25 protein-coding genes, 1 tRNA gene and 1 pseudogene are annotated in these 26267 nt (G+C 63.9%); 14 read left to right on the top strand and 13 right to left on the bottom strand.

Annotated features, from left to right (window positions below; translation table 11 throughout):
- The first annotated feature begins 59 nt into the window (after nucleotides 1-59).
- From IM737_RS11695 to IM737_RS11680, 4 genes are read left to right on the top strand one after another with little or no spacing between them, the layout of a single operon-like run.
- Entirely contained in the window at nucleotides 60-1121 is a 1062-nt protein-coding gene (locus IM737_RS11695; protein ID WP_236894107.1) for an aldo/keto reductase, read from the top strand.
- Complete coding sequence (locus tag IM737_RS11690; protein WP_236894106.1) at nucleotides 1114-1797, top strand: fumarylacetoacetate hydrolase family protein; 684 nt, start codon at nucleotides 1114-1116, stop codon at nucleotides 1795-1797. Before IM737_RS11695 ends, IM737_RS11690 begins: the two co-directional genes overlap by 8 nt.
- On the top strand, nucleotides 1797-2885 hold the full coding sequence (locus tag IM737_RS11685) for an ATP-dependent DNA helicase (RefSeq protein ID WP_236894105.1): 1089 nt from the start codon (nucleotides 1797-1799) through the stop codon (nucleotides 2883-2885). The genes IM737_RS11690 and IM737_RS11685 overlap by 1 nt, the downstream gene beginning before the upstream one ends.
- Nucleotides 2882-3772 carry a transglutaminase family protein gene (locus IM737_RS11680; protein ID WP_236894104.1) on the top strand — a complete coding sequence of 297 codons (891 nt, stop codon included), beginning with the start codon at nucleotides 2882-2884 and terminating at the stop codon, nucleotides 3770-3772. The genes IM737_RS11685 and IM737_RS11680 overlap by 4 nt, the downstream gene beginning before the upstream one ends.
- Here IM737_RS11680 and IM737_RS11675 read toward each other — a convergent pair.
- On the bottom strand, nucleotides 3769-4605 hold the full coding sequence (locus IM737_RS11675; protein ID WP_236894103.1) for a transglutaminase-like domain-containing protein: 837 nt from the start codon (nucleotides 4603-4605) through the stop codon (nucleotides 3769-3771). The genes IM737_RS11680 and IM737_RS11675 overlap by 4 nt on opposite strands.
- Nucleotides 4606-4848: 243 nt before the next feature.
- On the opposite strand from IM737_RS11675, the pseudogene IM737_RS11670 reads away from it, so the two are divergent.
- Nucleotides 4849-6705 (top strand): annotated as a pseudogene (locus IM737_RS11670) (cation:proton antiporter domain-containing protein); the annotation flags it as partial.
- 804 nt (nucleotides 6706-7509) lie between these two features.
- Entirely contained in the window at nucleotides 7510-7938 is a 429-nt protein-coding gene (locus tag IM737_RS11665; RefSeq protein WP_236894102.1) for an RrF2 family transcriptional regulator, read from the top strand.
- Between the two features lie 146 nt (nucleotides 7939-8084).
- On the opposite strand, the gene purU is transcribed toward IM737_RS11665, so the two are convergent.
- The 6 genes from purU to IM737_RS11635 all read right to left on the bottom strand — a co-directional run bounded on the left by purU (nucleotide 8085) and on the right by IM737_RS11635 (nucleotide 13732).
- Nucleotides 8085-8939, bottom strand: coding sequence for a formyltetrahydrofolate deformylase (gene purU, locus IM737_RS11660; RefSeq protein WP_236894101.1), 855 nt, complete (start codon nucleotides 8937-8939; stop codon nucleotides 8085-8087).
- A gap of 322 nt (nucleotides 8940-9261) precedes the next feature.
- Entirely contained in the window at nucleotides 9262-9657 is a 396-nt protein-coding gene (locus IM737_RS11655) for a hypothetical protein (protein WP_236894100.1), read from the bottom strand.
- Between the two features lie 13 nt (nucleotides 9658-9670).
- Complete coding sequence (locus tag IM737_RS11650; protein ID WP_236894099.1) at nucleotides 9671-10480, bottom strand: ABC transporter permease subunit; 810 nt, start codon at nucleotides 10478-10480, stop codon at nucleotides 9671-9673.
- Nucleotides 10481-11440 carry an ABC transporter permease subunit gene (locus IM737_RS11645; protein ID WP_236894098.1) on the bottom strand — a complete coding sequence of 320 codons (960 nt, stop codon included), beginning with the start codon at nucleotides 11438-11440 and terminating at the stop codon, nucleotides 10481-10483.
- On the bottom strand, nucleotides 11437-12585 hold the full coding sequence (locus tag IM737_RS11640) for an ABC transporter ATP-binding protein (RefSeq protein ID WP_236894097.1): 1149 nt from the start codon (nucleotides 12583-12585) through the stop codon (nucleotides 11437-11439). The genes IM737_RS11645 and IM737_RS11640 overlap by 4 nt, the downstream gene beginning before the upstream one ends.
- 55 nt (nucleotides 12586-12640) lie before the next feature.
- A complete protein-coding gene (locus IM737_RS11635; protein WP_236894096.1) occupies nucleotides 12641-13732 on the bottom strand; it encodes a polyamine ABC transporter substrate-binding protein in 1092 nt (363 codons plus the stop codon).
- A 446-nt stretch (nucleotides 13733-14178) separates the two neighbouring features.
- Between IM737_RS11635 and IM737_RS11630 the strand changes: the two genes are divergently transcribed.
- The 6 genes from IM737_RS11630 (at nucleotide 14179) to IM737_RS11605 (ending at nucleotide 19005) form a co-directional block, all read left to right on the top strand.
- Nucleotides 14179-15126 carry a pseudouridine-5'-phosphate glycosidase gene (locus IM737_RS11630; RefSeq protein ID WP_236894095.1) on the top strand — a complete coding sequence of 316 codons (948 nt, stop codon included), beginning with the start codon at nucleotides 14179-14181 and terminating at the stop codon, nucleotides 15124-15126.
- Nucleotides 15127-15155: 29 nt separating this feature from the next.
- Entirely contained in the window at nucleotides 15156-16007 is an 852-nt protein-coding gene (locus tag IM737_RS11625) for a carbohydrate kinase family protein (RefSeq protein ID WP_236894094.1), read from the top strand.
- A gap of 35 nt (nucleotides 16008-16042) precedes the next feature.
- Complete coding sequence (locus IM737_RS11620; RefSeq protein ID WP_236894093.1) at nucleotides 16043-16339, top strand: hypothetical protein; 297 nt, start codon at nucleotides 16043-16045, stop codon at nucleotides 16337-16339.
- A 426-nt stretch (nucleotides 16340-16765) separates the two neighbouring features.
- On the top strand, nucleotides 16766-17770 hold the full coding sequence (locus tag IM737_RS11615) for a Gfo/Idh/MocA family protein (RefSeq protein WP_236894092.1): 1005 nt from the start codon (nucleotides 16766-16768) through the stop codon (nucleotides 17768-17770).
- 69 nt (nucleotides 17771-17839) lie between these two features.
- On the top strand, nucleotides 17840-18853 hold the full coding sequence (locus tag IM737_RS11610) for an SDR family oxidoreductase (RefSeq protein ID WP_236894091.1): 1014 nt from the start codon (nucleotides 17840-17842) through the stop codon (nucleotides 18851-18853).
- A gap of 76 nt (nucleotides 18854-18929) precedes the next feature.
- Nucleotides 18930-19005, top strand: a tRNA-Ala gene (locus IM737_RS11605).
- Between the two features lie 12 nt (nucleotides 19006-19017).
- Here IM737_RS11605 and IM737_RS11600 read toward each other — a convergent pair.
- On the bottom strand, nucleotides 19018-19785 hold the full coding sequence (locus IM737_RS11600; RefSeq protein WP_236894090.1) for a FadR/GntR family transcriptional regulator: 768 nt from the start codon (nucleotides 19783-19785) through the stop codon (nucleotides 19018-19020).
- Nucleotides 19786-19898: 113 nt separating this feature from the next.
- On the opposite strand from IM737_RS11600, the gene IM737_RS11595 reads away from it, so the two are divergent.
- The gene (locus IM737_RS11595) at nucleotides 19899-21293 is read left to right on the top strand and encodes a M20/M25/M40 family metallo-hydrolase (RefSeq protein WP_236894089.1); all 1395 of its coding nucleotides are present in this window, start codon (nucleotides 19899-19901) and stop codon (nucleotides 21291-21293) included.
- Here the strand turns inward: IM737_RS11595 and IM737_RS11590 are convergent.
- The 4 genes from IM737_RS11590 to IM737_RS11575 all read right to left on the bottom strand — a co-directional run bounded on the left by IM737_RS11590 (nucleotide 21290) and on the right by IM737_RS11575 (nucleotide 23744).
- Nucleotides 21290-21484 (bottom strand): hypothetical protein, encoded by a 195-nt coding sequence (locus IM737_RS11590; protein ID WP_236894088.1) that lies wholly within the window; start codon nucleotides 21482-21484, stop codon nucleotides 21290-21292. The genes IM737_RS11595 and IM737_RS11590 overlap by 4 nt on opposite strands.
- Nucleotides 21484-21888: a DUF1304 domain-containing protein gene (locus IM737_RS11585; protein WP_236894087.1), complete on the bottom strand. Its 405-nt coding sequence runs from the start codon at nucleotides 21886-21888 to the stop codon at nucleotides 21484-21486. The genes IM737_RS11590 and IM737_RS11585 overlap by 1 nt, the downstream gene beginning before the upstream one ends.
- Complete coding sequence (locus tag IM737_RS11580; protein WP_236894085.1) at nucleotides 21885-22445, bottom strand: hypothetical protein; 561 nt, start codon at nucleotides 22443-22445, stop codon at nucleotides 21885-21887. The genes IM737_RS11585 and IM737_RS11580 overlap by 4 nt, the downstream gene beginning before the upstream one ends.
- Nucleotides 22446-22940: 495 nt before the next feature.
- Nucleotides 22941-23744, bottom strand: coding sequence for a siderophore-interacting protein (locus tag IM737_RS11575; protein WP_236894084.1), 804 nt, complete (start codon nucleotides 23742-23744; stop codon nucleotides 22941-22943).
- A gap of 147 nt (nucleotides 23745-23891) precedes the next feature.
- Between IM737_RS11575 and IM737_RS11570 the strand changes: the two genes are divergently transcribed.
- A complete protein-coding gene (locus tag IM737_RS11570) occupies nucleotides 23892-24860 on the top strand; it encodes a zinc-binding dehydrogenase (protein ID WP_236894082.1) in 969 nt (322 codons plus the stop codon).
- Here the strand turns inward: IM737_RS11570 and IM737_RS11565 are convergent.
- Complete coding sequence (locus IM737_RS11565; RefSeq protein WP_236894079.1) at nucleotides 24857-26173, bottom strand: NAD(P)H-dependent oxidoreductase; 1317 nt, start codon at nucleotides 26171-26173, stop codon at nucleotides 24857-24859. The two genes, IM737_RS11570 and IM737_RS11565, sit on opposite strands and share 4 nt — an antisense overlap.
- Nucleotides 26174-26267 lie beyond the last annotated feature (94 nt).

Genomic DNA, 26267 nt, shown 5'->3' with positions numbered 1-26267 from the left:
TTGACCCAACTCTCATCACCCCTTACCGCTATCGCGGCAAGAACAAACGAGGAATGGCGATGGAATACCGCTATCTGGGCCGCTCGGGCCTCAAGGTCTCCGTGTTGACCATGGGCACGATGACGTTCGGCGGTTCGGAAAAGGTCGGCCATACTGAGCAGGCCGATGCCAACCGCCAGATCGACCTGTGCCTCGATGCCGGGATCAACCTGCTCGACACGGCCAATGTCTACAATGCCGGCGTGTCAGAAGAGATGATCGGGGTGGCGCTGGGCGAAAGCGGGCGGCGCCAGAAGGCGCTGATCGCCACCAAAGTGCGCTTCAAAATGGGCGACGGCCCCAACCAGATCGGCCTGTCGCGGCATCACATCATTGCCGAGGTCGAAGCCAGCCTGCGTCGCCTCAAGACCGATGTCATCGACCTCTACCAGGTGCACGAATGGGACGGCATGACGCCCATCGAAGAGACGATGGAGGCGCTCGATACGCTCGTGAAATCCGGTAAGGTCCGCTATATCGGCTGCTCCAACTATTCGGGCTGGCATATCAGCAAGGCGCTGGCCGCTGCTGGGGCGCGGCATGGCGAACGCTTCGTCAGCCAGCAGATCCACTACACGCTGCATTCGCGCGAAGCCGAGTATGAGCTGGTGCCGATTTCGCAGGATCAGGGGCTGGGCATCCTGATCTGGTCGCCGCTGGCCGGTGGGCTTCTGTCGGGCAAGTATCGGCGCGATGGCGGGCCGAAGTCGGGCCGCCATGTCGGTGGTCACCGCGAGCCGCCGGTTTATGATTGGGAAAGGCTCTATGACATTGTCGATGTCGTCGTGGGGATCGCCGATGCGCATGGCGTGTCCGGTGCCCAGGTGGCGCTGGCCTGGGCCCTCGGCCGGCCGGGCGTGACCTCGGTCATCATCGGCGGGCGCAATGAGGCGCAGTTCCAGGACAATATCGCGTCGGCCGATCTCAAGCTGACGCCGGACGAGCGTGTGCGGCTCGATGCCGTCAGCCGGCCACCGCTGCTCTACCCTTATTGGCACCAGACCTTTACCGCCAACGATCGGCTCGGGCCTATCGATAGCGATCTCCTCTCCTCCTATGTGGAAGACTTCAAGCGTGGCTGATTTCCTGTTCGAGCCGCATGCCCCCGTGTCCGTGCCGATCGCCCGTGGTGGCCTCTTTGCCGTGCGCCGGGTCTATTGCGTGGGCCGCAATTACGCCGAGCACATCGTCGAGATGGGCAACGACACGCGCGACCCGCCGTTCTTCTTTGCCAAGCCAGCCGATGCGGTGGTGGTTGGCGGCGCGGCCATCCCCTATCCGCCCAAGACCGCGGATTTCCATCACGAGATCGAGCTGGTCGTGGCCATCGGCAAAGACGGGGCTGATATTCCCGTCGAGCAGGCGCTGGACCACGTCTATGGCTATGCCGCCGGGCTCGACATGACCCGGCGCGACCTCCAGGCACTGGCCAAGAAGGCGGGGCGCCCATGGGAAATGGCCAAGGGTTTTGACCTTTCGGCGCCAATCGGCACGATCGAACCGGCAAGCACGATCGGCCACCCGGCCAAGGGGGCGATCAGCCTTTCGGTCAACGGCGCGGTGCGGCAGACCGGCGACCTCGGCGACCAGATCTGGAGCGTCAGCGAGGCCATCGCCCATCTCAGCCAGTTCGTCACGTTGCGCGCCGGTGATTTGATCATGACCGGCACCCCGGCCGGGGTTGGCGCCGTGGTCAAGGGCGATGTGCTCGAAGGCTCGATTGCCGGCGTCGGTACCGTAAAGACTTCGATCATCTGATGCCGGTCTGGTCGCCCCAGCAGGACGAGGCGCTCATCGCCGTGTCCAAATGGCTCAAGGACAAGGACGGCCCGCAGGTCTTCCGCCTGTTCGGCTGGGCGGGGACTGGCAAGTCGACGCTCGCGGTGCACTTGGCGCAGGATGTGAAGAGCGTCAAATACGCCGCCTTCACCGGCAAGGCGGCTTTGGTCATGCGCAAGCGCGGCTGCAAGGGCGCGCAGACCATCCACAGCCTGATCTATACGCTGGTCAGCGAAAAGGAAGGCGAGCCGCGCTTCGTGCTCGACGACGAAAGCCCGGCTGCCGATGCCGATCTCATCGTCATCGACGAAGTTTCGATGGTCGACGAGCAACTCGGCAAGGACCTGCTGAGTTTCGGTACCAAGGTGCTGGTCCTCGGCGATCCGTTCCAGCTGCCGCCCGTTCAGGGGGCAGGCTTCTTCACCGCCGACGAGCCCGACATCATGCTGACCGAAATCCACCGGCAGGCGGCGGACAATCCCATCATCCACCTCTCCATGCAGGTGCGCGAAGGCGGCTTCATCGAGCGCGGCCGCTATGGCGAGTCCATCGTGGTCGGGCGGGAGGATGTCGATCGAAATGCGGTGCTGGAAGCCGACCAGGTACTGGTGGGCCGCAACAAGACGCGGCTGCAATACAATGACCGGCTGCGTGAGCTGAAGGGCCTGCCGTTCCATGAGCCCGTGCTGGGCGACCGCATGGTCTGCCTGCGGAACAATCCGCGCAAGAAACTACTTAACGGCCAGATCTGGATTGTCACCGAGGCCACCCGTCGCACCAATGGCAAGTGGAGCCTCCTGTTGGCCGATGACGAGGGCAAGGGCGAGACGCGGGTGCTGACGCACAAGGCGTTCCTGTCGGGCGAGGAAGACGGCATGAGCTGGCCCGAGCGGCGGCAGTTCGACGAATTCACCTTTGGCTACTGCCTCACCGTCCACAAGGCGCAGGGCAGCCAGTGGGACAATGTCTATCTGTTCGATGAGAGCTTCGTGTTCCGCGAGGAGCGGGCGCGCTGGCTCTATACCGGCATCACCCGCGCCGCCGAAAAAATCACGGTCGTCTCGTGACCCTGCTCTCGGTACGGCACGAGACCGTTTATAGCTACGCACGGTCGGTCAAGTTCGGCGAGCATCGCATGCTGCTGCGGCCGCGCGACAGCATGGAGCAGACGCTGGAAAGCTTTGCCCTGGCCATCCGCCCCAGGCCCGCATCGATCCGCTGGATCCACGATGTCTTCGGCAATGGCATTGCCATCGCGACCTTCGAGGAGGGCGCCGAGGAATTGCGGATCGTCGCCAATATGGTGCTCGACCATACGCCCGAGCTGACCCCGGCCTTCGAGATCGACGCCCGCGTCACCAATTTTCCGTTCGACTATGGCGATATCGACGCCATCGACCTGTCGCCCAACCTGCGCCGGCAATTCCCCGAAGAAACCGAAGTCGATGCCTGGGCCAAGCGGTTCCTCGATCCGCGCGGCGTCACCAATACCGGGCACCTGCTGGCCAATATCACCATCGGCATCAAGGAGAGCTTCAAGTATCTCCGGCGCTTCGATCCGGGCACGCAGCGACCGTCGCGCACGCTGGCGACGCGAGCCGGCACCTGCCGGGATTTTGCGCTGCTGATGATCGAGGCGGTGCGCTCGCTGGGCCTCGCGGCGCGCTTTGTCACCGGCTATCTCTATTCGCCGGCCCGTGATGGCAATCATCGCGGTGGTGGCGCGACGCATGCCTGGTGCCAGGTCTATCTGCCGGGTGCCGGCTGGGTCGAGTTCGACCCGACCAATGGCATTATCGGCACCCGCGACCTGATCCGCGTCGGCGTCGCCCGCGAGCCGCGGCAGGCCATCCCCATCGGCGGCACGTTCATCGGCGCCAAGGACGATTACCTGGGCATGGATGTGGAAGTGGTGGTCGAGCGGGTGGTGAGCCCGCAGGACGGGATGGGCTAGTTGCGCACCACGCTGACCGCATCGGTGGTCCATTGCTCGGTCTTGTCGCCATTTACGGCCTCGCTCCACACCCGGATCGGTTGTGGGTTGACGCCGCCATAGATGGTGGCAAAGGCCGTATCGGCGGCGTCGCGGCCGCAGCCGATGCGCACCATGCCGTCGAGCGCCGCCATGCGCGTGGGGTCGAACAGATACCAGCGATCGCCGAGATAGGCCTCGAACACCGCATGGAAATCCTGCGGTTCGAGCTGCCAAGCGTAGCAGCTCACGAAGCGTGCCGGGATGCCGAGTGCGCGGCAGAAGGTGATGCCCAGATGGGCGAAATCGCGGCAGACGCCGGCCCGGAGCGAGAAGGTGTCGGCGGCCGTGGTCGTGGTATCGCTGGTGCCGAACAGGTAATCCACCTCGGCATTGATCCAGTTGCAGATCTCGACCACTCGGCCAAAGCCGGGCGTCATATTGCCGAATTCCCGGTTGGCGAAGCGCGCCAACTGGTCGGAGGGGCAATAGCGCGACGGGTTCAGGAAGGGCAGGGTGTCGAGCGGCAGCGTGGCGATCGGCACTTCGTTGAGAATGGCCGGCGCCTGATGCAGCGAGTCGAGTTCGATTTCAGCGGCATAGCGGATCTGCACCAACCCGCGCGGCACCGTCAGCCGCAGATAGCGGTTGCCGGTTTCCTCTGAGGTCTTTTCGTCGGCGGCAAGATTGGGGGTGATGGTCAGCTGTTCGCTGATCACCCGCTGGCGGCCGCCGCGCATGGCCTCGATATTGAAAATCAGCGTCGCCGCCTCGGTAACGTCATAGCCAATCTCGCATCCAACCGAAAACCGCACGGCGCACCCCTTGTCGTTTCCAGCCGAGAACCCCGCTGGCGGGCATCAAGTTCCGTGCGTCACACGACATAACAAAGACAAACTTGGGCTCTTGCATCCGAACCTGTGAAGTCTTTCGTCCAAGTCAGCCAAACTGCTGACATTTCCGGTCGCGCTGGCGCTTGCACAACGCGCCTCTATACCCCATCTTGGCAATAGAGATTTCCAACCATATCAGGTCGATAAACCAACGGCGGAGGCAAAATGCACCACGATACCCCCCTGATCTCAACGATCGTCGCGGGTCTGGTGCTGGCCTTTATCTTTGGCATGATCGCCAATCGCTTCAAGATGCCGCCGCTGGTGGGGTATCTCTTTGCCGGTATTCTAGTCGGGCCGCATACGCCCGGTTTCGTGGCCGATCAGGCGCTGGGTGCCGAGCTCGCCGAGCTTGGCGTCATCCTCCTGATGTTCGGCGTGGGCCTCCATTTCTCGCTCAAGGACCTGATGAGCGTCCGCGCCCTGGCCATTCCAGGCGCGGTGGCGCAGATGGGTTTTGCCACACTTCTGGGTGCGGGCCTCGGCCTTTTGCTCGGCTGGGAGTTGGGCGCCAGCCTGCTGTTCGGCCTGGCGCTGTCGGTCGCGTCGACCGTTGTGCTGCTCAAGGCGCTGCAGGATCGGCGCCTGATTGAAACCGAAAAGGGCCGCGTCGCGGTCGGATGGCTGATCGTGGAAGACCTCGCCATGGTGCTGGCGCTGGTGCTGATCCCGGCTTTGGCCAGCCTGGGTGGCGGCGAAAATGCGGTGCACGACCCATTCGTGTCCTTCGTCGAGCGCATCGTCGGCGGCTCGGTGGGTATCTGGGGTGTGCTTGCCCTGACCGTCCTCAAGGTCGCCGCCTTTGTCGGCTTCATGCTGGTGGTCGGCCGCCGCGTCATCCCCTGGGCCCTGCATGGCACGGCCCATACCGGCAGCCGCGAGCTGTTTCGCCTGGCGGTGCTGGCCATCGCGCTTGGCGTGGCTTTGGGTTCGGCGGTGCTGTTCGGCGTGTCGCTGGCGCTGGGTGCCTTCTTTGCCGGCATGATCCTGTCGGAAAGCGAGCTGTCGCATCGCGCGGCGCAGGAAACGCTGCCGCTGCGCGACGCCTTCGCGGTGCTGTTCTTCGTCTCGGTCGGCATGCTGTTCGACCCGACCATCATCATCACCAACCCGCTGCCTGTCATCGCCACGGTGTTCATCATCGTCATCGGCAAATCGGCTGCCGCCTTTGCCATCGTGCTGCTGTTCAAGCGGCCGGTCGGTACGGCGCTGACTATTTCGGCGTCGCTGGCGCAGATCGGCGAGTTCTCGTTCATCCTGGCCAGCATGGGCGTGTCGCTCGCCATCCTGCCGCCGGAAGGACAGGACTATATCCTGGCCGGGGCATTGATCTCGATCGTGCTCAACCCGGTGGTGTTCTGGGCGGTCGATCTGGTCAAGCCGCGCTTCGAAGCCAAGGCGGCGCAGCGCAAGGCCGAGAAATACGAGCGCGACGGCGTGCGTGTCGAGCCCACCGAGACATCCGAGGCCTCCGATGGCCCCATCACCACAGATGCGCCGAGCCAGCCCGGCATCGACATCGGGGCGCCCGGCGCCGACGACGATACGCACGAGCCGACGCGGCAGACCGATCATACGGTGCTGGTCGGGTTTGGCCGGGTCGGACGCGTGGTGGGCGAGGGCCTCCATGCTGCCGGCGCGCCAGTGGTCGTGATCGAGGATTCCGATCATTCGGTCGCGGCTGCCCGTGCTGCCGGCATCGAGGTGGTGGTGGGCAATGCCGCCAGCGTCGACGTGCTCAAGCTGGCCAATCTGGAGCGGGCGCAGTGCCTGATGATTGCCATCCCCAATGGCTTCGAGGCCGGCACGGTCTGTGAAGTCGGCCGCAAGCTTAGCCCGTCCATCCGCATCATCGCCCGGGCCCATTCCGACGAGGAAGAGGCGCATCTGCGCCAATGGGGTGCCGATACGGTCATCATGGGCGAGCGCGAAATCGGCCTGGGCATGTTGGCCTGGCTGCGCGGCGACCGCGTCGACGACAAGGCGCCTGAGGCCAAGCCGCTCGAACCCAAGCTGCCGCCCAGCGACAACCTGCTCGAAATGGTTGCGGCTGCGCCCGCCGCAGCAGCTGCCATGGCGGCGGAGGCGCGTCCCGATGCTGAGGCTGCTGCCGAAGCGAGGGCAGAGTCTGCAGCGGTGTCGGAGCAGGAACTGCCCGATGCCCCGCCGGAAACGCCTGCTGAGGCAGAGGCCGAGCTGGAAGCGCAGGAAGCCGCAGAAGTCAATGAAGGCGGCCTAGTCCCCGCCATCGAGGCGGACCCCGCTGTGGTCGAACCGGCTGCCGATCCTGTCGTGCTCGACGTGGTGGAGGCCACGCCTGCCGATGACGTGATCATCCTGCCGCCGCCTGAGGCTGAGGAAGCGCTGCCAGCGGCGACGCTCGAAACCGTGGCGACGACGCCTGAGGTTGGCGAGGCGCCGGCCGCGATCGACGAGGTTATCACGCTTGCGCCCCCATCCGTGCCTGTTGCAGAGGCGGACGACGCGGCGGTGGAAACACCTGAGGAAGCCGAGGCAGAGCTGGCCCAGCAGGAAGCCGACAAGGTCAGCGAAGGTGGTCCCGCCCCGGCCGAAGAGGACGGTCCGGCCCCGGCCGACGCAGACGGTCCGGAACCGGCCGAAGAGCCCAAAGCTGGTGACGCCGCCGCTCCCGAGCCTAAGGCCGACAAGCCCGCCGATGGCAGCGTGCCGCCGGTGGTGCCCGAGCCCAAAAGCTAGGGTCTTGTCAAAGACTTGGCCGTAGGCGCATAGCTTTTCCCGGCGCGGTTTTTCCCGCGCCGGTCGGTAGCGGCGAGCGGTCGAACGGGTCGGGGGTGCTGTGGACAGATGATCTCGCAAAAGGCCAAATATGCGTTGCGTGCACTGGTGGCTCTGGCCCGGGCCGGGCGCGGCGAAACCATGATGATTGGCGAGATTTCCAAGGAACAGGCCATTCCCAAGAAGTTCCTCGAGCAAATCCTGCTCGAACTGAAACGGGCTGGCTTCGTGGCCAGTCGTCGCGGCCGTTCGGGCGGTTATGAACTGCTCAAGACCCCTGAACAGATCATGTTCGGCGAAGTGCTACGGCTGATCGACGGCCCCATCGCGCCCCTGCCCTGCCTCTCCAAGATTGCCTATCGCAAATGCGAAGATTGTCGCGACGAGGCCAGCTGCGAAATCCGCCACGTCTTCGAGCGGGTGACGCTGGCGACGCGCGCCGTGTTGGACCAGACCACGCTGGCGGATTCGCTGCGGCTTGAGGATTTGCCGGTTTAGCTCTTTTTACCTCGCCCCTCTGGGGAGAGGTCGGCGGCGGAGCTGCCGGGTGAGGGGTCTTTACTGGGTGAGGCGTTCGGGGGCAGACCCCTCACCCGACCCGAAGGCGGGTCGACCTCTCCCCAGAGGGGCGAGGTAAGAAAGCCCTATCCGAACACCACCGTCTTCTTCCCGTTCAGCATGACGCGGCTTTCCAAGTGCAGTTTCACCGCGCGGGCCAGGACGCGGCTTTCGATATCGCGGCCGGCGGCGACCAGGTCGTCGGCGCTCATGGCGTGGGTGACGCGGGCGGTTTCCTGTTCGATGATCGGGCCTTCGTCGAGGTCGGGCGTCACGTAGTGGGCGGTGGCACCGATGATCTTGACGCCGCGCTCATGGGCCTGGTGATAGGGCTTGGCGCCCTTGAAGCTGGGCAGGAAGGAATGGTGGATGTTGATCACCTGACCGAACAGGCGCGTCGACAGCTGGTCCGACAGCACCTGCATATAGCGCGCCAGCACCACAAGGTCGGCGCCGCTCTGCTTGACGAGGGCCAGCACCTGCTCCTCCTGGGCGGCCTTGGTGTCCCTGGTCACCGGCAGCAGGTGGAAGGGGATGCCTGCATCCTCGGCGATCTTGCGGGCGTCTTCGTGGTTGGAAATAACGGCGGCCACCTCGGCATCGAGCCAGCCGACGCGGATCTGGTAGAGCAGATGCAGCAGGGTGTGGTCGAACCTGGAGACCAGGATGACGATGCGCTTCTTGCGGTTTTCGTCGGCCAGGGCGGTCTTCATCGAGAAGCGCTCGATGGGGGATTTCAGGGCTCGCTCGATGGCATCGCGGCCGATGCCATCGGGGGCGGTAAAGGCCAGGCGCATGAAGAAGCGGCCGGTTTCCCGATCCCAGAACTGGTTGGATTCGGCGATATTGGCGTCGAGCGCCGCCAGCTCGGTGGTGACGGCAGCGACGATGCCGGGGCGATCGACGCAGCTGAGGGTCAGGACAAAATTGGCCGAGGACAAGGATCAAGCCTCCGAAGACATCTGGTCAGCGGTATCAATGGCTTGGTGTGCCCCGTCAAGCCGCAAACAAAAACGGTCGCCCCGAAGGACGACCGTTCCTGAGTCTCGGCCTATAGAGCGCAGTACGCTCTAGATCTCGAATGCGTCGGACAAAGCCGACGCTCGGGGCCTCAGGAGGAGCTGCTAGCCGAGGCTACCTCGTACCAGCACCACAAACCCAAAACCTTCTTCGAGCGCCGTAATCTCATAAGACATTGGATCACCTCCTTCACGTTGGTTGAACATGACAGGAATGGTGCTCCCGTTTTTACGTGTTGTCCAGTCACGGATTGTCCGGACGACGGCGGCGCAGGCCATGCAGCATGTGCAGGCCGAAATAGGTGGCGAAGCCGAGCAGGGTCAGGAGGATGATGCGTAGCGGCTCGAATGTCGGGTTCCAGGACAAGACGGCAACCCAGCAGGCGATCACCATTCCCGTCAGAGCGCCGCGTTCGATGAAGCTCGGCGTGAACGCGATGGTGGATTGCTCGCCGAAGATGGATGGCAGGCTGAACAGAACGATCATGACGGGTATCGAGGCAATCGTCTTGATACCGCGCAACTCGGGCGGGTCGCCGGTCAGGGTCAGCAGCAGCGGGACGGCCAAAACGAAGGCGAGGGCAACGCCGTAGCGGAGGCTGAGCCGATGCTGGCGGATATAGGCGACGAAGCTTTCCATTGCGCGCCTCTTGTCAGGCCCGCGCCTTCTTTGGGCGCGAACGAAGCTGGAAGATCGTCGCGGCCAGAACGCCCAGCGCCACGATGCCAATGATGATTGTCGCCAACGCATTCACGTCGGGCGAGACGCCGAGCTTGACCTTGGAGAAGATCACCATGGGCAGGGTCGAGGAGCCGGGGCCGGAGACGAAGCTGGCGATCACCAGGTCGTCCAGCGACAGGGTGAAGGCCAGTAGCCAGCCCGAGACCAAAGCCGGGGCGATGATGGGCAGGGTGATGTCGAAGAACACTCGCACCGGCGTCGCGCCCAAATCCATCGCCGCCTCTTCGAGGCTGAGATCAAGATCGGAGAGGCGCGAATTCACCACCACGACCACATAGGCCATGCAGAAGGTCGAGTGGGCGATGATGATGGTGACGATGCCCCGGCCAGCGGGCCAGCCGATCAAGGCCTCCATGGCCACGAACAGCAGCAGCAGCGCGAGGCCGGTGATGACGTCGGGCATCACCAATGGCGCCGAGACCGTGCCTGCCAGCATGGTGCGACCGCGGAACTTGCGGAAGCGGGTCAGCGCGACGGCGCACAGCGTGCCCAGCACCAAAGCGATGGTGGCGGCGCAGAAGGCGACCTGGGCACTGAGCCAGGCCGCGCCGAGCAACTGCGGATCGCTCAGGACTTCGCCGTACCACTTGGTGGAAAAGCCCGACCAGACGGTGACCAGTTCGCTCTCGTTGAACGAGAACACCACCAGCGAAAGGATGGGGGCATAGAGGAAGGCGAAGCCGAGCGTCGCCGCGATGGGAAGGAACCAGCCGCGCCGCATCTACTTGGCCCTTTCCTTGTCCTGCACCGCATCCTGTGCGCGTTGCAGCAGCATGATGGGCACGACGACGACGATCAGCATGGCGACGGCGACCGCCGAGGCCCGCGGCCAGTTGGTATTGGCGAAGAACTCGTCCCACAGCACCCGGCCGATCATCAGCGTCGACGGTCCGCCGAGCAACGAGGGAATGACGAATTCGCCGATGGCCGGGATAAAGACCAGCATCGAGCCGGCGATGATGCCGGGCATGGACAGCGGAAGGGTGATCGACAGGAATGTCCGCACCGGCTTGGCACCGAGATCGGCGGAGGCCTCGAGCAGGGCGCCGTCGAGCTTCACCAGATTGGTGTAAAGCGGCAGGATCATGAAGGGCAGATAGGTGTAGACGATGCCGACATAGACGGCGAAATCGGTCTGCATCATCACCAGCGGCTCTATGCCGAAAAGACCGAGAAACTGGTTGATGATGCCGTTGCCGCGCATGAAGCCCGTCAGCGCATAGACGCGCAGCAGGAACGAGGTCCAGAACGGCAGGATGACCAGCATCAGCAGGATATTGCGCCACTGGTCGGGCGCCCGGGCGATGGCATAGGCCATGGGGTAGCCGATGATCAGGGCGATAACCGTCGAGATCAGCGCGATCTTGATGGAATTGAGATAGGCCGCGACATAGAGGCTGTCGGTGAAGAGGCGGATATAGTTGTTGAGGTGCAGGGTCAGCTGCACCGTGCCGTCTTCATTGGTCAGCAGCGGCGTATAGGGCGGGCGACCAAACTGCTTGATGGTCAGCGAGATGGAAAAGACCACCGCTAGCGGAATGAGGAAGAAGACGGTGAGCCAGATCGCCGGTGCGGCGATGACCAGTGCCTTGCCCGACAGACCGACGGCTGCCAGCGCGCGCTCGACGCCGGTCCAGGCGCGGCGCCGCGGAGCGGGGTGATCGGCGTCGAAGCTGCTCATACGGTCAGCACCGAGCCAGAGGTGGCGCCCCAGGTCACATAGACCTTTTCGTCCCAGGTGATCGCGTCAGGGTTGCCGCGCACGCTGTTGGTTTGGGTGACGCGCAGGCGCTTGCCGCTGTCGAGCAGCACCTGGTAGACGCTCATATCACCCAGATAGCCGATATCTTCCACCATGCCGGTGGTGACATTTGCATCGAACACGCCATCGGGCTTGTCGCGACTGAGCTGCAGTTTTTCCGGGCGGATGGCCCACCACAGGATCTGGTCGGGGGCGCAATCGACGCCGTGGGCCACATAGATGTCGCAGCCCAGTTCGGCCGAGCGGATGCGGACATGGCCCGGCTCGTCCTCGGTGACCACGCCCTCGACCATGTTCACCGAGCCGATGAAGCCGGCGACGAATTTGGAATTGGGGAATTCGTAGATATCGGTCGGCTCGCCGATCATGGCGATTTCGCCGTAGTTCATCACCCCGATGCGGGTGGCCAGGCTCATGGCCTCTTCCTGATCGTGGGTGACCACGATGAAGGTCACGCCCAGCGTCTCCTGGATCTTGACCAGCTCGAACTGGGTTTCCTCGCGCAGCTTCTTGTCGAGCGCGCCGAGCGGTTCGTCGAGCAGCAGCAGCTTGGGCCGTTTGGCCAGAGCGCGGGCCAGAGCCACGCGCTGCCGTTGGCCGCCCGACAGCTGATGCGGCTTGCGGGCGCCATAGTCCTGCAGCTTGACCAGCGTCAGCAATTCGGCGACGCGGGCATCGATTTCGGCCTTGGGCAGGCCGTCGCGCTTGAGGCCATAGGCGATGTTCTGCGCCACGTTCATATGCGGAAACAACGCATAGGACTGGAACATCATGTTGACCGGTCGGTTGTAGGGCGCGACCGCGGTCATGTCCTGGCCATCGATCTCGATGGTGCCTGATGTCGGCTGCTCGAAGCCGGCAAGCATGCGCAGCAGGGTCGATTTGCCCGAACCCGAGCCGCCCAACAGGCAGAACAGTTCGCCCTTGTAAATGTCGAGCGACACATCGGACACGGCGAAGACGTCACCGAATTTCTTGGTGACGTTCTTGATGCGCACAAAGGGCTTGGCGGCGGGATCGCGCCAGGGGCGGGTATCGGCGGCGACCTGCGGTTTTTTGGACATGACGCACTCTTTATAAGCTAAAGGGGCGGCGCAGTGCCGCCCCCCGGATCGTCGTTTACTGACCGGTCTTGATGCGGGTCCAGGTGCGGGTCAGCACCTCTTCGAAATCGGGGCTATGCGCCTTCATCACGAAGGCCTTGGCGATGGTCTCGGCCGGCGGGTAGATGCCGGGGTTGGACTTGACTTCCTCAGCCACAAATTCGAGCGCCGGCAGGTTGGGGTTGGCATAGAACACGTAGTTGGTGATCGCGGCCACGACCTCGGGCTCGAGGATGTAGTTGATGAACTTGTGCGCATTGTCAGGATGCGGCGCATCGACCGGGATGGCGAGGAAGTCGAACAGGGTCGCCGCGCCTTCCTTGGGGATCACATACTGCACTTCGACGGGCGTCGCGGCAGCAGCACCGGCATCGGCAGCGATGAAGATATCGCCCGAATAGCCAAGGGCGACGCAGGTTTCGCCATTGCCCAGATCGTCGATATATTGGCTCGAATTGAAGTAGCGGATGAAGGGCTTGACCGAGTTGATCAGTTCCTCGGCCTTGGCCAGGTCTTCCTCGCTCTCGGAATTGGCGTCGAGGCCCAGATAGTTGAGCGCGATGCCGATCACTTCGGACGGGCTGTCGAGCAGGCTGATGCCGCAGGCAGAGAGCTTTTCGGCAAATTCGGGCTTGAAGATCAGGTCCCAGCTGTCGGTGGGCGCATCGGCGCCTAGGATTTCTGTGACCTTGGCGACGTTATAGCCATAGCCGATCGTGTTGATCATATAGGGCACGGCATGGGCATTGTCGGGGTCCTGCGCGGCGGCGGTGGCCATCACGGCGGGGTCGAGATTGCCCAGATTGGTCAGCTTGGACTTGTCGAGTGGCAGGATCAGGCCGGCCTGGATCTGCCGCTCAAGGAAGTTGCCCGAGGGCACGACGATGTCATAGCCCGAGCTGCCGGCCAGCAGCTTGGCATCGACGATCTCGTTATTGTCGTAGACGTCGTAATTGACCTTGATGCCGGTCGCCGCCTCAAAATTGGCGATCGTGTCCTCGGCAATATAGTCGGACCAGTTATAGACGTTGAGCACGGCCTCTTCCTGGGCCAGCGCGGGGCTGGCGACCATGAGGGCGCCAAGGGCAAGTGCGAGCGACTTGTTCATCTGTATAAAGCTCCTATTCGCTATTTGGTCTTTGTCGTTGCGGGCGAGCCGCAATTGGAGATGCGCCATTGGCGCGCGCGGTCAGCGTCGGGCGCTCATCTTTGAGTGCCCGGATGGGTCGATCCGGCCTGAAATGATTGTGCGCAATCAGAGCGCTCGAAAGCGCTGGGGCAAGTGGCAGAGCTGGGCCCGGAGCCGGGCGCATATCGATCCGCGAAGAGCACGCGATCAATCTTGGTCTTCTGCAGCGAAGTGCCCTTTCCCGCTGGGGTAACGAAGGCGACCCTAGAGCCAAAAAGGGGCTTGGACAAGCGCCTTGCCGCCAAGATTTTGCAGGGACGACGGCTTGCCGCATCCGGGGTTGACGCCATTGGGCAACAAGGCGCAAAACCCGCTGCAACAGGGGCGTCGCGCCCCCTATCCGCCAGCTGCAAGAGACCGATCCGATGAGCGCCAAGGCCTATTTGTCCATCAGCCCCGAAGTCAAGAAGGCGCTGGCCGATGGCAAGCCCGTCGTGGCGCTGGAATCGACCATCATCACCCATGGCATGCCCTATCCGCAGAATCTGGAAATGGCCAACAATGTCGAGGCGGTGATCCGCCAGCATGGCGCCGTTCCGGCCACCATCGCCATCATGGATGGCCGCTTCTGTGTCGGCGTTTCGGGCGACGATCTCGAACGCCTCGCCCTGGAAGGCGGCAAAGCCGCCAAGGCCAGCCGTCGCGACGTCTCGGCTTTACTGGTTAAGGGCGAGATCGCCGGCACCACCGTCGCCACCACCATGCAGATTGCCGCGCTGGCCGGCATCCATGTGTTTGCCACGGGCGGCATTGGTGGCGTGCATCGCGGTGCCGAGGAAACCTTCGATATCTCCGCCGACCTCGAAGAGCTGAGCCGCACGCCTGTTGCGGTGGTGTGTGCCGGCGCCAAGTCGATCCTCGATATCGGCAAGACGCTCGAAGTGCTCGAAACCAATGGTGTGCCCGTGCTCGGTTATGGCACCGACGACTTCCCGGCCTTCTGGGCGCGCAAGAGCGGCCAAAAGGTCGATCACCGCTTCGACGATGTCGCTGATATCGCCAGGGTCGTTGCCATGCAGGCCGATCTGGGCATGGGCGGCGTGCTGGTCGCCAATCCGATCCCCGAGGCCGACGCGCTCGACCCATCCGCCATTGAGGCCCGCATTGCCGAGGCCATCCGTGGCGCCGAACAGGAAGGCGTATCGCGCAAGGAACTGACCCCGTTCCTGCTCAAGCGCATTTTCGAGCTGACCGACGGCAAGTCGCTGGTCGCCAACATTGCGCTGGTCGAAAACAATGCCAAGGTCGCCGCGCAGATCGCCGTCGCGCTGGCGGCGCGTAATGCGCCCAAGCCGGCCGTGCTGCGCGCATGAAGCGGCGCATTCTTGTCGTCGGAGACGTGATGACCGATGTCATCGTCGTCCCCGAGGGCCCCATCGTCAAAGGCAGCGATCGTCGCGCCACGGTGCGTAGCCGCCCCGGTGGCTCGGGCGCCAACCAGGCGGTGTGGCTGGGCGCCATGGGCGCCGACGTGGTGTTTGCCGCCCGTGTCGGTCACGCCGACAAGACCATGTACGAGAACTATTTCCGGGGTCTGGATGTCGTTGCCATCCTGGCCGGCGACCGCGAGCAGCCCTCGGGCGTGCTCGTCACCATCGTCGATCCCGATGGCGAGCGTAGCTTCCTGACCGACCGCGGCGCCAATCTCAATCTCAGTCCAGACGATCTGTCGGAGACCCTGCTCGACGATGTCGGCATGGTCATGGTCTCGGGCTATAGCTTCTTCGCCCCCGGCCCGCGTGCCGCAGTGCAGCGGCTGTTCGCGGCGGCCAAGGCGCGTGGCATCGCCGTAGCCGTCGATCCGGCCTCGGTGGGCTTTCTGCTCGAAGTGGGTGCGCCGCGATTCCTCGACTGGACCCAAGGCGCCAACTGGATCTTCGCCAATGAGAGCGAAGCCGAAGCCCTGACTGGCGTTGCCGGTTACGAGGCGCAGATGCGCGTACTGGGCGAGCGGTTCGATACGGTGCTGATCAAGCGGGGCCGGCTCGGCGCGGCTTTGGGCGGACGTGACGGTGTGCGTGTGGAACAACCGGCGCCGCAAGTGGTTGTTGTGGACTCCACCGGAGCCGGGGATGCCTTCGCCGCCGGGTTCATCGCGGCGCATCTGGCTGGCGACGACGAAGCCTCTGCCCTGGCCAAGGGCATTGCCGCCGGCGCAAGGGCCGTGCAGTCGATCGGCGGACAACCGGCATAGTGCCGATCGTCCGCAATTCATTGGGAACTACCGCTATGTCCAGAGCCCTCGCGCTCGTTCTGTCCGTCCTGCTTGCAACGCCCGCCATGGCTTCGGAAACCTGTCTGCAGGTCGCCCGTGCCATCTTCACCGCCGATCCGAGTTTCCCGCAGGTCGTCGAGGCCACCGCTCAGGAGCTCCGCGACTGGCCGGAGACCTGCGCCGCCACGCCGCCAACCGGCGAAGGCCGCGTCACGCTGATGTGCGCCGCCCAGACGGCTGACCAGCCGATCTATTTCTGGGTCAAGGAGAGCAAGAACAACCAGACGTTGGGGTTTACGGCCTGTCCGTAGGGGGTTGAGGCACCGATCCCTCCCTCCCCGCAAGGGGGAGGGAAGTCGACTGTGGAGCCAGTTGTCCATCTTCTCCCCACCCCCAAAATCTCGCGTATCCTACCCACATCACCTCACGCGGCGGCCTGCAGGCGAACAGTGGTGGGGTGAGCCGGGTGGGGATTTTGCCTTCTCCCACAGGTTCGCGTTTCGGCCGTGGGTTGCTATGACTTCCCGCCGCTGGAAACGTTCCAAAAACCGGCACCCCGAGGCGGCTTCCGTCTCTTTTTTTAATCACGAGGCGAAGGCCGTCTCGGGGTCCGCCCTCGCTGCCCTCTTGGGCATGCGACCAATGACAACCGCAACCCAGGCGGCGCTTCCGCATGCCTGCCATACTAGCCAAGCTGCTCCGTCACCGCTAAGCCTGACACAAATGAGGAGACACGCATGAGCACCAAGAAGGTCCGCTGGGGCATCCTGTCCACCGCCAATATCGGCATGGCGAAGGTCACGCCGGGCATCATGGCCTCCGCGCATTCCCAGGTCACCGCTATCGCCTCGCGCGATCTCGGCAAGGCGCAGGCTGCCGCCAAGGAACTCGGCATCGCCAAGGCCTATGGCTCCTATGAAGAGCTCTTCGCCGACCCCGATATCGACGCCATCTACAATCCCCTGCCCAATCATCTGCATGTGCCGATGACCGTTGCCGCCGCCAAGGCCGGCAAGCATGTGCTGTGCGAAAAGCCCATTGCGCTCAACGCCGCCGATGCCGAAGCCCTGCGCCAATGCCCGCCCGACCGCATCGTGCTCGAAGCCTTCATGGTGCGCTTCCACCCGCAATGGCAGCGCGCCCGCGAGATTATCCGCTCAGGCGAACTGGGCGATGTCAGGGCCATCAATGCGGTCTTCACCTATTTCAACGACGACCCGGCCAATGTGCGCAATCAGGCCGATATCGGCGGTGGCGGCATCATGGATATAGGCTGCTATCCGATCACCGCGGCGCGCTACCTGTTCGAGGCCGAACCGCAGCGCGTGGTGTCGCTGGTCGAGCGCGATCCCAATTTCCGCACCGACCGCCTCGCCAGCGTGCTCGCCGATTTCGGCAATGGCCGGCAGCTCAGCTTCATCTGCTCAACCCAGACCGCAGGTCATCAGCGCGTGCAGGTGCTGGGCAGCAAGGGCAAGCTCGAGATCATCATCCCGTTCAACGCGCCGCCCAATCAGCACACCGCCATCACCGTGGATTTGAGCAGCGCGCTAGACGGCTCGCTGGCCCGCCGCGAGATCCTGCCGGCCGTCGATCAATATACCGAACAGGCCGAGGCCTTCTCTCTGGCCGTACTTGGCGAAAAGCCGCTGCCCTGGGGCATCGAGGATGCGATCGCCAGCATGAGGGTGATCGACGCGGTGTTCGCCAGCGAGAAGACGGGAGCGTGGGCGAAGGTCTAGCGCCGGGCCGAAGGCACCCCATATAGCGGGGCAGCGGGCATTGTCCCGAGGTGTTCAAAAGGAGCCTGCATGTCCGGCCGTGTCCTCGTCACCGGAATATCCGGCTTCCTCGGCGGCCATGTCGCCCTGCAATTGCTCAATGCTGGCTACACCGTCCGCGGCAGCGTGCGCAAATTGTCGAAAGCCGACAAGGTCCGCGACACGCTGAGCAGAGCCGGCGCCGACATTGCGCGGCTGGAATTCGTAGCGCTGGACCTACTTGATGATGCGGGCTGGGTCGAGGCCATGGACGGAGTGCGTTACCTGCAGCACACCGCCTCGCCCTTCATTCTCGAAACGCCCAAGGACCCGGACGAACTCATCCGACCGGCGGTGGACGGCACTCGTCGAGCCATCGAGGCTGCCCTGACGAGTCGGGTGGAGCGCATAGTCCTCACCTCTTCGATCGCCGCCATTCAGTATGGCCACGCCGATTACTCGCGCCTCATGACCGAGGCGGACTGGACCGATGTCGATAGCCCCACCACCGGCGCCTATCCCAAATCCAAGACCCTTGCCGAACGCGAAGCCTGGCGCCTGATGGATGCGGCCGGCCGGCACGACGACCTTGCCGTCATCAATCCGGCCGGCATCTTCGGGCCGTTGCTCGATGAGGACCCCGGCACATCCTCGACGCTGGTCCGCCGCCTGCTCGACGGCAAGCTGCCGGCCGTACCCAAGCTCGCCATGTCGGTTGTCGATGTGCGCGACGTCGCCGCGCTGCAGGTCGATGCCATGACCAACCCGGCTGCTGGCGGCCAGCGCTGCGTGGCATCCGAAGGCACCTATTGGATGAGCGACATGGGCAAGATGCTGAAGCCCGCCTTCCCCGATCGCCGCGTGCCGACAGGGGAATTGCCGACGCTGCTGCTGCGGGTGGTGGCATTGTTCGATCGCGACGTGCGCGACAACATGCATGAAATGGGCGCAATGAAGCGCATTGATGGCCGTCGCGGCAGCGAGCGCCTGGGCCGCCGGCTGATCACGGCCGCCGAGGCCTCTATCGCGACCGGCAAGAGCCTGGTGCAGTATGGCCTGGTCTGATGGCGGGCGGGGTCGGGACGGAACTTATCCCCCTTGTCGGCGCCCCTGATATTGTCCATATCAGCAGGGTCGGAACGGGGCTGTAGCTCAGTTGGGAGAGCGCGTCGTTCGCAATGACGAGGTCAGCGGTTCGATCCCGCTCAGCTCCACCATTCCGATGTTTCCTAGCCCTGTGCTGCCATCCGTTCCGCCGACCGCGCGAAGCCGTCGCTGATGACGGCGCGCATGGCGTCGCGGGCCTTGGCCGGATCGCGATCGTGGATGGCCCGGGCGATGGCGCCGTGGGCGGCGGCGGTTTCGGCGAGCTTGGTTCCGTCGTTGACGGGCGAGCTGATGGTGAAGACGGCGGTGAGGGCCACTTCGACCAGCGTGCTGATCGAGGCCATGAAGGGATTGTCGGCCGCCTCGGCCACCGCGCGGTGAAAGGCGAGGTCGGCGCGGGCGAATTCCTGGGCGGTGGTGGCTTCGCCCATGGCGTCGGCCAGGGCGACCAGGTGGGCCGCCTGGGCTTCGCTGCGCCGTTCGGCGGCAAGGGCAGCGGACTGGAGCTCGATGCCAATCCTGACTTCAGCGACGCTGCGCAGGAAATCGACATCGGGGCCGGTCTCGAAATGCCAGGCCAGCACGTCGGCGTCGAACAGGTTCCAGCGCCGGCGCGGCAGCACGCGGGTGCCGATACGGGCGCGGGCCTCGATCATGCCCTTGGCGGCCAATGTCTTGAGCGCCTCGCGCAGCACCGTGCGGGATACGGCAAAGCGGGCGAGCAATTCGGTATCAGAGGGAAGAATCGAGCCCTCGGGATAATCGCCGCCGACAATGGCGACGCCGAGCTGCCAGAGCACCAGCGAATGCAGGTTACGCGTCGGCACGCGACCCGAAATGGTCGCGATCAGCTCGCTCGTCGTCGTTTCAGGCGCCTGGCGCGCTACCATTTTCCGGTCCCCAATGGCGGGCAACTAAGCACGCGTCCAAAAGTATGACAATACCGGGCGCTGGACAGCGCCATCGGGTTTGGCGAGGGTGGCGGCAAAAAGGAATCGCTGCCATGAAAGCTGCCGCCAATCTCGATGCCGTTCTCGCCCAGGTCGATGCCGGGCTTAACCAGAGCCTCGAACGGCTTTATGCGCTGCTGCGCATCAAGTCCATCTCGACCGACCCGGCCTATGCGGCCGAATGCCAGCGCGCGGCGGACTGGATCGTGGGCGAGCTCGGTGGCATCGGCTTCGATGCGGCGGCGCGGCCGACGCCCGGTCATCCTGTCGTGGTGGCGCATGGACCCGACCAGCCGGGCGCGCATGTGCTGTTTTATGCCCACTATGATGTGCAGCCGGTCGATCCGCTCAATCTCTGGCACACCGATCCCTTCGAGCCAGTGCTCAAGACCGATACCAATGGACGGCAGATCATCGTGGCGCGGGGTGCGTCTGACGATAAGGGGCAGATGTTGACGTTCATCGAAGCCTGCCGCGCCTGGAAGGCGGCGACGGGGGCGCTGCCGGTCAAAGTGTCGCTGATGCTCGAGGGCGAGGAAGAGAGTGGCGGCAAGAATTTGCCGCCGTTCATGGAGGCCAATCGCGCCGAACTGGCGGCCGCCGATATTGCGCTGGTCTGCGACACCGACATGTGGGACCGGCAGACGCCGTCGATCACCACCATGCTGCGCGGGCTGGTGGCCGAGGAGATCGAGATCACCTGTGCCAACAAGGACCTTCATTCGGGCATGTTCGGCAATGCGGCGCGCAATCCCAACCAGGTGCTGGCGGAGATCATCGCCAGCCTGCGTGCCCCGGATGGGTCGGTGACACTTCCGGGGTTTTATGACGACGTGGCCGAGATCAGTCCGGAGCTGAAGGCGCAGTGGGCCGGGCTCGGTTTTGACCAGGCGGCGTTCCTGGGCGAGGCTGGCCTGTCGGTGCCAGCCGGCGAGCAAAGCCGATCGGTGCTTGAAATGCTGTGGGCGCGGCCGACCTGCGAGATCAATGGCATGATCGGCGGCTATACCGGCGACGGCTTCAAGACCGTCATTCCGGCCAAGGCCAGCGCCAAGATTTCGTTCCGTCTGGTGTCGGGCATGCAGCCGGAGAAGATCCGGGCGGCGTTCCGCAAGCATGTCGAGGCGCTGATTCCGGCCGATTGCTCGGTGTCGTTCCATGCGCATGGCGGCTCGCCGGCCATCACCGTACCCAGCGATGGCGTGCATCTGCGCCAGGCGCTCGAAGGGCTTTCGGGCGAATGGGGCAAGCAGGCGGTCATCACCGGCTCGGGCGGGTCGATCCCGGTGGCCGGTGACTTCAAGCGCATCCTGGGTCTCGATACGCTGCTGATCGGGTTTGCCCATGTGGATGACCAGATCCACAGCCCCAACGAAAAATACGATCTCGAAAGCTTCCACCGCGGTATCCGGTCGTGGGTGCGGGTATTGGCGTCGCTGGCGAACTAGCCATCCCCCTCGAGTTGCTTGATCAGCATGAGCGCTCCCGATTTCGCCAGTGCAAGATCGCGGGCAGCAGAGAGATCGGCAGAAAAGCGCAGGCACAGGGCACGATAGGCCGCAAAATGGATGGACCCGGCATAGCGCCGTTCCATACGTTCGACGGTCGCTTCGATCTCCACCAGAGCAGGCGCTGCCATCAGACCGGCGCCACCTGGGCGAAGCCGAAATAAAACTTGGCACCCAGCAGGCCCATGGCGAGGATGGCGGGGAAGGTCTGGATGAACAGGATCGAAAGCTTGGCGGTGAGGGCGCCATAGACGCCGGCCACGGCGATGCAGATCAGGAAGAAGAGCTGGACCTGGATGCCGGTCCAGAAATCGGGATGCAGCAAGCCCCAGATCAGACCGGCGGCGAGGAAGCCGTTGTAGAGACCCTGATTGGCGGCCAGGGCCTTGGTCTGCTGGGCGAATTCCGGCGTCAGGCCAAAGGCCTTGCGGCCGCGCGGCGTGGTCCAGAGAAACATTTCGAGGACCAGGATATAGACGTGCAGCAGGGCGATGGCCCAGACGACTATGCTGGCTATGGTCGAGATAATGTTCATTTGGTCTTGGTCTTTCCAACGGGGCCTTGTCCGGCGCGTGCATCCCATTCTGCCTGCAGGACTTGATGCGCTGCGTAGGCTGCATCCTGGTCCGGCAGGGCCGTGCGTGCACCGCCCAGGTCGACCAATTGCTGCAGCATGGGCTCGACCTTCGGACCGTATTCGGCGCAGGTATCGGGCTGATCGAGAGCCGCGAAAGCCGGGCCGTAATAGACGGTGTCGGTATCATCAACCGTCAGTCCCAGCTGGCCATAGGCGATCAGGTCGGCCGAATCGGTCAATAGCGACCACTCTTCGTCGGTGACTTCGTAGCCGGCGCAGTTGGACGAGACGATATTGGCCATGACCAGTTCCGTCAGGAACGTCTCTGCCTCGGCCCCGCGATACGAGGTGAGATCGGGGAGTTGCACATAGATTTTGCCGTCGGCATAGGCCGGCGTGGCAAGGGCAAGGCACAGGGCGGTGGTGGCAAACAGGCGCTTCATCGGCAAATCCTCCTGTGGTGGTTCTGGCATGCCGAGGCGCCGCCCGGCAAGGATGCCTGCGGTTCCGGACATTGAGCGGACCCCGAGACGGCTTTCGCCCCTGGTAAAGTAAAAGGTGAGGCGAAGTTCGCCTCGGGGTGCCGGTTTTTGGAACTGTCCGGTCCTTGGGGACGCTCGCCCTGTCGTGACCGAACTTGGAACCTGTGGGAGAGGCAAAACCCCCACCCGGCTCAACCCACCACTGTTCGCCTGCAGGCCGCCGCGTGGGGTGACGTGGGGGATTATGGCTGAGGATTCTGAGGTGGGGAGAAGATGGATAAGTCGAGGGGGCGGTGTGTATGGCTTCACCCCATCCTAGTTTCGCTACGGCCCTATGGGCCTAGCTGCACTACCTCCCCCATCTAGGGGGAGGTGTCCCTCCACTCGTTTGGCGCGAACCAGTTCAACCCACAGGACAGCACCTCCCCCTTGATGGGCTTGGAGCGGCCCGGAGGGACAAATCGCTCCAGTAGAGCGATTTGAGCGATCAAGGCTGGGAGGGGTGTGGGTCTGGACCAATGTTTGGACTTAATGCGGTTCCTGTGCGTCCGCGACGCCCAGCAGCCAGTAGCCGGCGGCTTTGACGTATTCGGGGTTGAAACCGCGCTGGCTGGTCAGGTGCTCGCGGACCGCCTTGCTCATGGTGCTTTCGCCGGCAAGGTAGGCGTAGGCGGTGCCGTCAGGAAAGCGTGTGGCCTTGATCGCGTCGAGGATCAGGCTGGTGGTGCCAGCCGCGGCGCCGTAGCGGTGGACGTAGGTCAGCGACAGGTCCGTGCTTGTCTCGAAGCTCTGTTCCTCGCCAGCGTCGGCCACTTCGATGATGGCGATGACCTTGCTGCCTGTGGGCAGTTCCTCGATGCGGCGGCCGATGGCGGGCAAGGCGGTTTCGTCGCCGGCCAGCAGATACCAGTCGAAAGCGGCGGGGACGACCTGGGAGCCACGCGGACCACCGATCACCAACTTGCTGCCGACGTTTGCCGTAGCGGCCCAGGACGAAGCGGGGCCATCGCCATGCAGCACGAAATCGAGGTCGATCCACCCTGCGGCCACATCCCACTGGCGCGGGGTATAGTCGCGCATCTGCGGGCGCTCTCCGACCCATTCGGCGCCATTGGGACCGATGGGGGCCAAAGCGGGCTCGACACCTTCGGGGAAGAAGAATGCCTTGATATGATCGGCATGACCGAGCGAGGCAAAGCCAGCCATGTCGCCGCCGAGGCGGAATCGGCGCATCAGGGGGGTAATGTCGGTGACGGCGACCACTTCGAGCAGGCGCATGCGGGTTTCGTGGCGATGGCGCCGGATGGCGCGCGGGTCGACGGTCTCGGACATGAAAACAGCTCTCAGCGATATATGAATAGTTTCGTCAGGATTAGTCGATTGGCCGAAACGGGGCAAGACCGGTGCCCGATTGGCGCATCGTGGGTTGCAGCGCTGCCGGGACGGCCTATCTAGGCTGGACAGAACCTAGGAAAAACCATGCGCAGCGTAGTCTATGAGAGTTTTGGCGTCCCCGAACAGGTGCTCAAGCTGGGTGACCGTCCCAAGCCGGTGCCCGGTCAGGGGCAGGCGCTGGTGCGAATGAGCCTGTCGCCAATCCATAATCATGATCTGATGACCGCAGCGGGCAGCTATGGCATCAAGCCAGCCCTGCCAGCAGTCGGTGGCACCGAGGCCGTGGGGGTGGTCGAGGCGCTAGGCGAAGGCGTGAGCAATCTCAGTATCGGGCAGCGCGTTGCCGGTGGAGCCGCGCAGACCTGGGCAGAGTATTATCTGGTCGACGCGGCGCGGGCGCTGGTGGTGCCGGACAGCATCAGCGACGAAACGGCGTGCCAGCTGCTGTCCATGCCGCTCAGCGCCAAGATGATCATCGTCGACCTGGGCGTGAAACCGGGCGAATGGCTGGTTCAGAATGCCGGCAATGGTGCGGTGGGCAAGCTCGTGTCGCGCTTCGCGCGGGAGCAGGGCATTCATGTGCTGAGCCTCGTGCGGCGGCAGGCGGCAGTGGATGAACTCAAGGCGCTTGGTATAGAGCATGTGGTTTCGACCGACAGCGCGAACTGGCTGGAAGAAGCCAAGGCGCTGACTGGTGGCGCAGATATCAAGCATGGGCTCGATTCCATCGGCGGCGATGGTCCGCTGCAACTGGCCGAGGCGATGGCCGATGGCGGCACGATCGTCAATTTCGGCGCGATGAGTGGGCGGCCACTGCGCATCACGCCGGCGCTGCTGCTGTTCCGGCAGTTCACCGTCCGAGGCTTCTGGGGCATGAAGCCCAATCAGAAGCCGGAGGCCATTGGCCGGATGATCGGCGAACTGGTGAGCGCTGCCGCGAAGGGTGAACTCGAATTGCCCGTCGATGGCGTCTTCGGTTTCGATCAGATCGCCGAGGCCGTCAAGGCCAGCGGTGAGGCGGGGCGGGCTGGCAAGGTCGTGCTGAAGGGCTAGACCAGCCCCAGCATCTTGTCCTGCAGGCCGCGCAAGGCATAGAGGCGCGTGCTGGTATCGGGCTGGCTGTTGGCAGAGGTCAGCAGTTCGCCCTTCTTCACCGGAGCTGTGACCTTGCCGCCTTCGAGCAGACCAACGGGGACGGCGCTGGCAGCGCGGCTATCCGTGATGGTCATGGTGTAGCTGCGGTAGCAGGTCTCGCCGATGGCATCGAAGGTTTCGCCGGGTTTGAGGTCGCGCTTGGCGACCGCGCAGACTTCCGCCACCGGATTGGGCAGCGGCACCATGTCGGGTTTGCCATAGAGCATGATGCGCGCGCAGGTCAGCGGGACTTCGAGGCTGGTCAGGTGATAGGGGCGGAAGAAGCTGTAATAGGGGCCATGGCCGATATGGAGATCGTCCATGCGCTCGATGATGCGCGGATGCTCGGCCTTGACGATGACAAAAACCCCGGGGGCGACGCCCTTGCCGACGGTGAAATCGACGACGCCCATCTTGTTGAGGATGCCGCCATCGGCCTTGGGGATCAAAACCCTCGCCATGTCGTCGCGGTCGGCCTTGGGCCCGTGCATGCCCGGCACGTCGGGGACGAGGCCGGTGGCATTGGCGATGGCGCACATTTCCACCATCGTCTTACTGCCGTCGACGAACTCGACCAGCATGCGCGGGTTCATGTTCCGGCGGGTGGCTTCTTCGCGATAGTCGTCGGGCACGGCATCGTGCTTGAGCGGATTGTTCTTGCCCTTGCCGGCGGCGACGATGGGCAGGCCGAGGGCCGAGACGAACTCGATCAGTTCCATGCAGGAGCTGGGCTCGTCGCCGGCACCGACAGAATAGACCACGCCGAGCCGGTCGGCCTGGGCCTTGAGGTAGGGGCCAATCGTAACGTCGGCCTCGACATTCATCATCACCAGATGCTTGCCGTGCTCCATGGCGATGAGATCGTAGTCGGCGGCGACGCCCGGCTTGCCGGTGGCATCGATGACCACGTCGATGCCCTCAGTAGTGACCAGCGTTTCGGCGGAGGTGATGGCAATCTTGCCTGCCTCGATGGCGGCGAGAGCTTGCGCCGGACTGTCGGCGACCTTGCCCTTGGAATCCTCGCCATAGGCGATGGTCATGGCTTCGAGCGCGGTATGGGGGCGGCGGGTGGCGATGGCTGCCATCTTGATGCCTGTCATCAGCGACATCTGGGTCACGAGGTCGGTGCCCATCTCGCCCGAGCCGATGACGCCGACGCGGATCGGCTTGCCGGTTTCAGCGCGGGCGGCCAGGTCGCGGGCGAGGCCGGTCAGGGCAATCTTTGTGGTCATGGCGGGGTCCGGCACAAATTTGACTGATGGGTTACCCCTCCACAACAGATGAAGGCAAGAGAAAGTGCCCCGCGACAGCCATGTTTAAGGTTCT

Origin of the sequence: Devosia sp. SL43, from assembly GCF_021729885.1 — a bacterium.
Taxonomy (GTDB): Bacteria; Pseudomonadota; Alphaproteobacteria; order Rhizobiales; family Devosiaceae; genus Devosia.
The sequence above is the reverse complement of the archived record's forward strand: the minus strand, read 5'-3'. Positions and strand labels throughout refer to the sequence as shown.

Excerpts from the sequence above, each read along its gene's own strand:
- IM737_RS11600 (WP_236894090.1), bottom strand. The coding sequence starts at position 19,785 with ATGGTAGCGCGCCAGGCGCCTGAAACGACGACGAGCGAGCTGATCGCG.
- IM737_RS11590 (WP_236894088.1), bottom strand. The coding sequence starts at position 21,484 with ATGGCAGCGCCTGCTCTGGTGGAGATCGAAGCGACCGTCGAACGTATG.
- IM737_RS11635 (WP_236894096.1), bottom strand. The coding sequence starts at position 13,732 with ATGAACAAGTCGCTCGCACTTGCCCTTGGCGCCCTCATGGTCGCCAGC.
- IM737_RS11650 (WP_236894099.1), bottom strand. The coding sequence starts at position 10,480 with ATGCGGCGCGGCTGGTTCCTTCCCATCGCGGCGACGCTCGGCTTCGCC.
- IM737_RS11595 (WP_236894089.1), top strand. The coding sequence starts at position 19,899 with ATGAAAGCTGCCGCCAATCTCGATGCCGTTCTCGCCCAGGTCGATGCC.
- IM737_RS11665 (WP_236894102.1), top strand. The coding sequence starts at position 7,510 with ATGATCTCGCAAAAGGCCAAATATGCGTTGCGTGCACTGGTGGCTCTG.
- IM737_RS11585 (WP_236894087.1), bottom strand. The coding sequence starts at position 21,888 with ATGAACATTATCTCGACCATAGCCAGCATAGTCGTCTGGGCCATCGCC.
- IM737_RS11625 (WP_236894094.1), top strand. The coding sequence starts at position 15,156 with ATGACCGATGTCATCGTCGTCCCCGAGGGCCCCATCGTCAAAGGCAGC.
- IM737_RS11610 (WP_236894091.1), top strand. The coding sequence starts at position 17,840 with ATGTCCGGCCGTGTCCTCGTCACCGGAATATCCGGCTTCCTCGGCGGC.
- IM737_RS11575 (WP_236894084.1), bottom strand. The coding sequence starts at position 23,744 with ATGTCCGAGACCGTCGACCCGCGCGCCATCCGGCGCCATCGCCACGAA.
- IM737_RS11570 (WP_236894082.1), top strand. The coding sequence starts at position 23,892 with ATGCGCAGCGTAGTCTATGAGAGTTTTGGCGTCCCCGAACAGGTGCTC.
- IM737_RS11645 (WP_236894098.1), bottom strand. The coding sequence starts at position 11,440 with ATGAGCAGCTTCGACGCCGATCACCCCGCTCCGCGGCGCCGCGCCTGG.
- IM737_RS11655 (WP_236894100.1), bottom strand. The coding sequence starts at position 9,657 with ATGGAAAGCTTCGTCGCCTATATCCGCCAGCATCGGCTCAGCCTCCGC.
- IM737_RS11640 (WP_236894097.1), bottom strand. The coding sequence starts at position 12,585 with ATGTCCAAAAAACCGCAGGTCGCCGCCGATACCCGCCCCTGGCGCGAT.
- IM737_RS11695 (WP_236894107.1), top strand. The coding sequence starts at position 60 with ATGGAATACCGCTATCTGGGCCGCTCGGGCCTCAAGGTCTCCGTGTTG.
- IM737_RS11630 (WP_236894095.1), top strand. The coding sequence starts at position 14,179 with ATGAGCGCCAAGGCCTATTTGTCCATCAGCCCCGAAGTCAAGAAGGCG.
- IM737_RS11565 (WP_236894079.1), bottom strand. The coding sequence starts at position 26,173 with ATGACCACAAAGATTGCCCTGACCGGCCTCGCCCGCGACCTGGCCGCC.
- IM737_RS11620 (WP_236894093.1), top strand. The coding sequence starts at position 16,043 with ATGTCCAGAGCCCTCGCGCTCGTTCTGTCCGTCCTGCTTGCAACGCCC.
- IM737_RS11580 (WP_236894085.1), bottom strand. The coding sequence starts at position 22,445 with ATGTCCGGAACCGCAGGCATCCTTGCCGGGCGGCGCCTCGGCATGCCA.
- IM737_RS11685 (WP_236894105.1), top strand. The coding sequence starts at position 1,797 with ATGCCGGTCTGGTCGCCCCAGCAGGACGAGGCGCTCATCGCCGTGTCC.
- IM737_RS11615 (WP_236894092.1), top strand. The coding sequence starts at position 16,766 with ATGAGCACCAAGAAGGTCCGCTGGGGCATCCTGTCCACCGCCAATATC.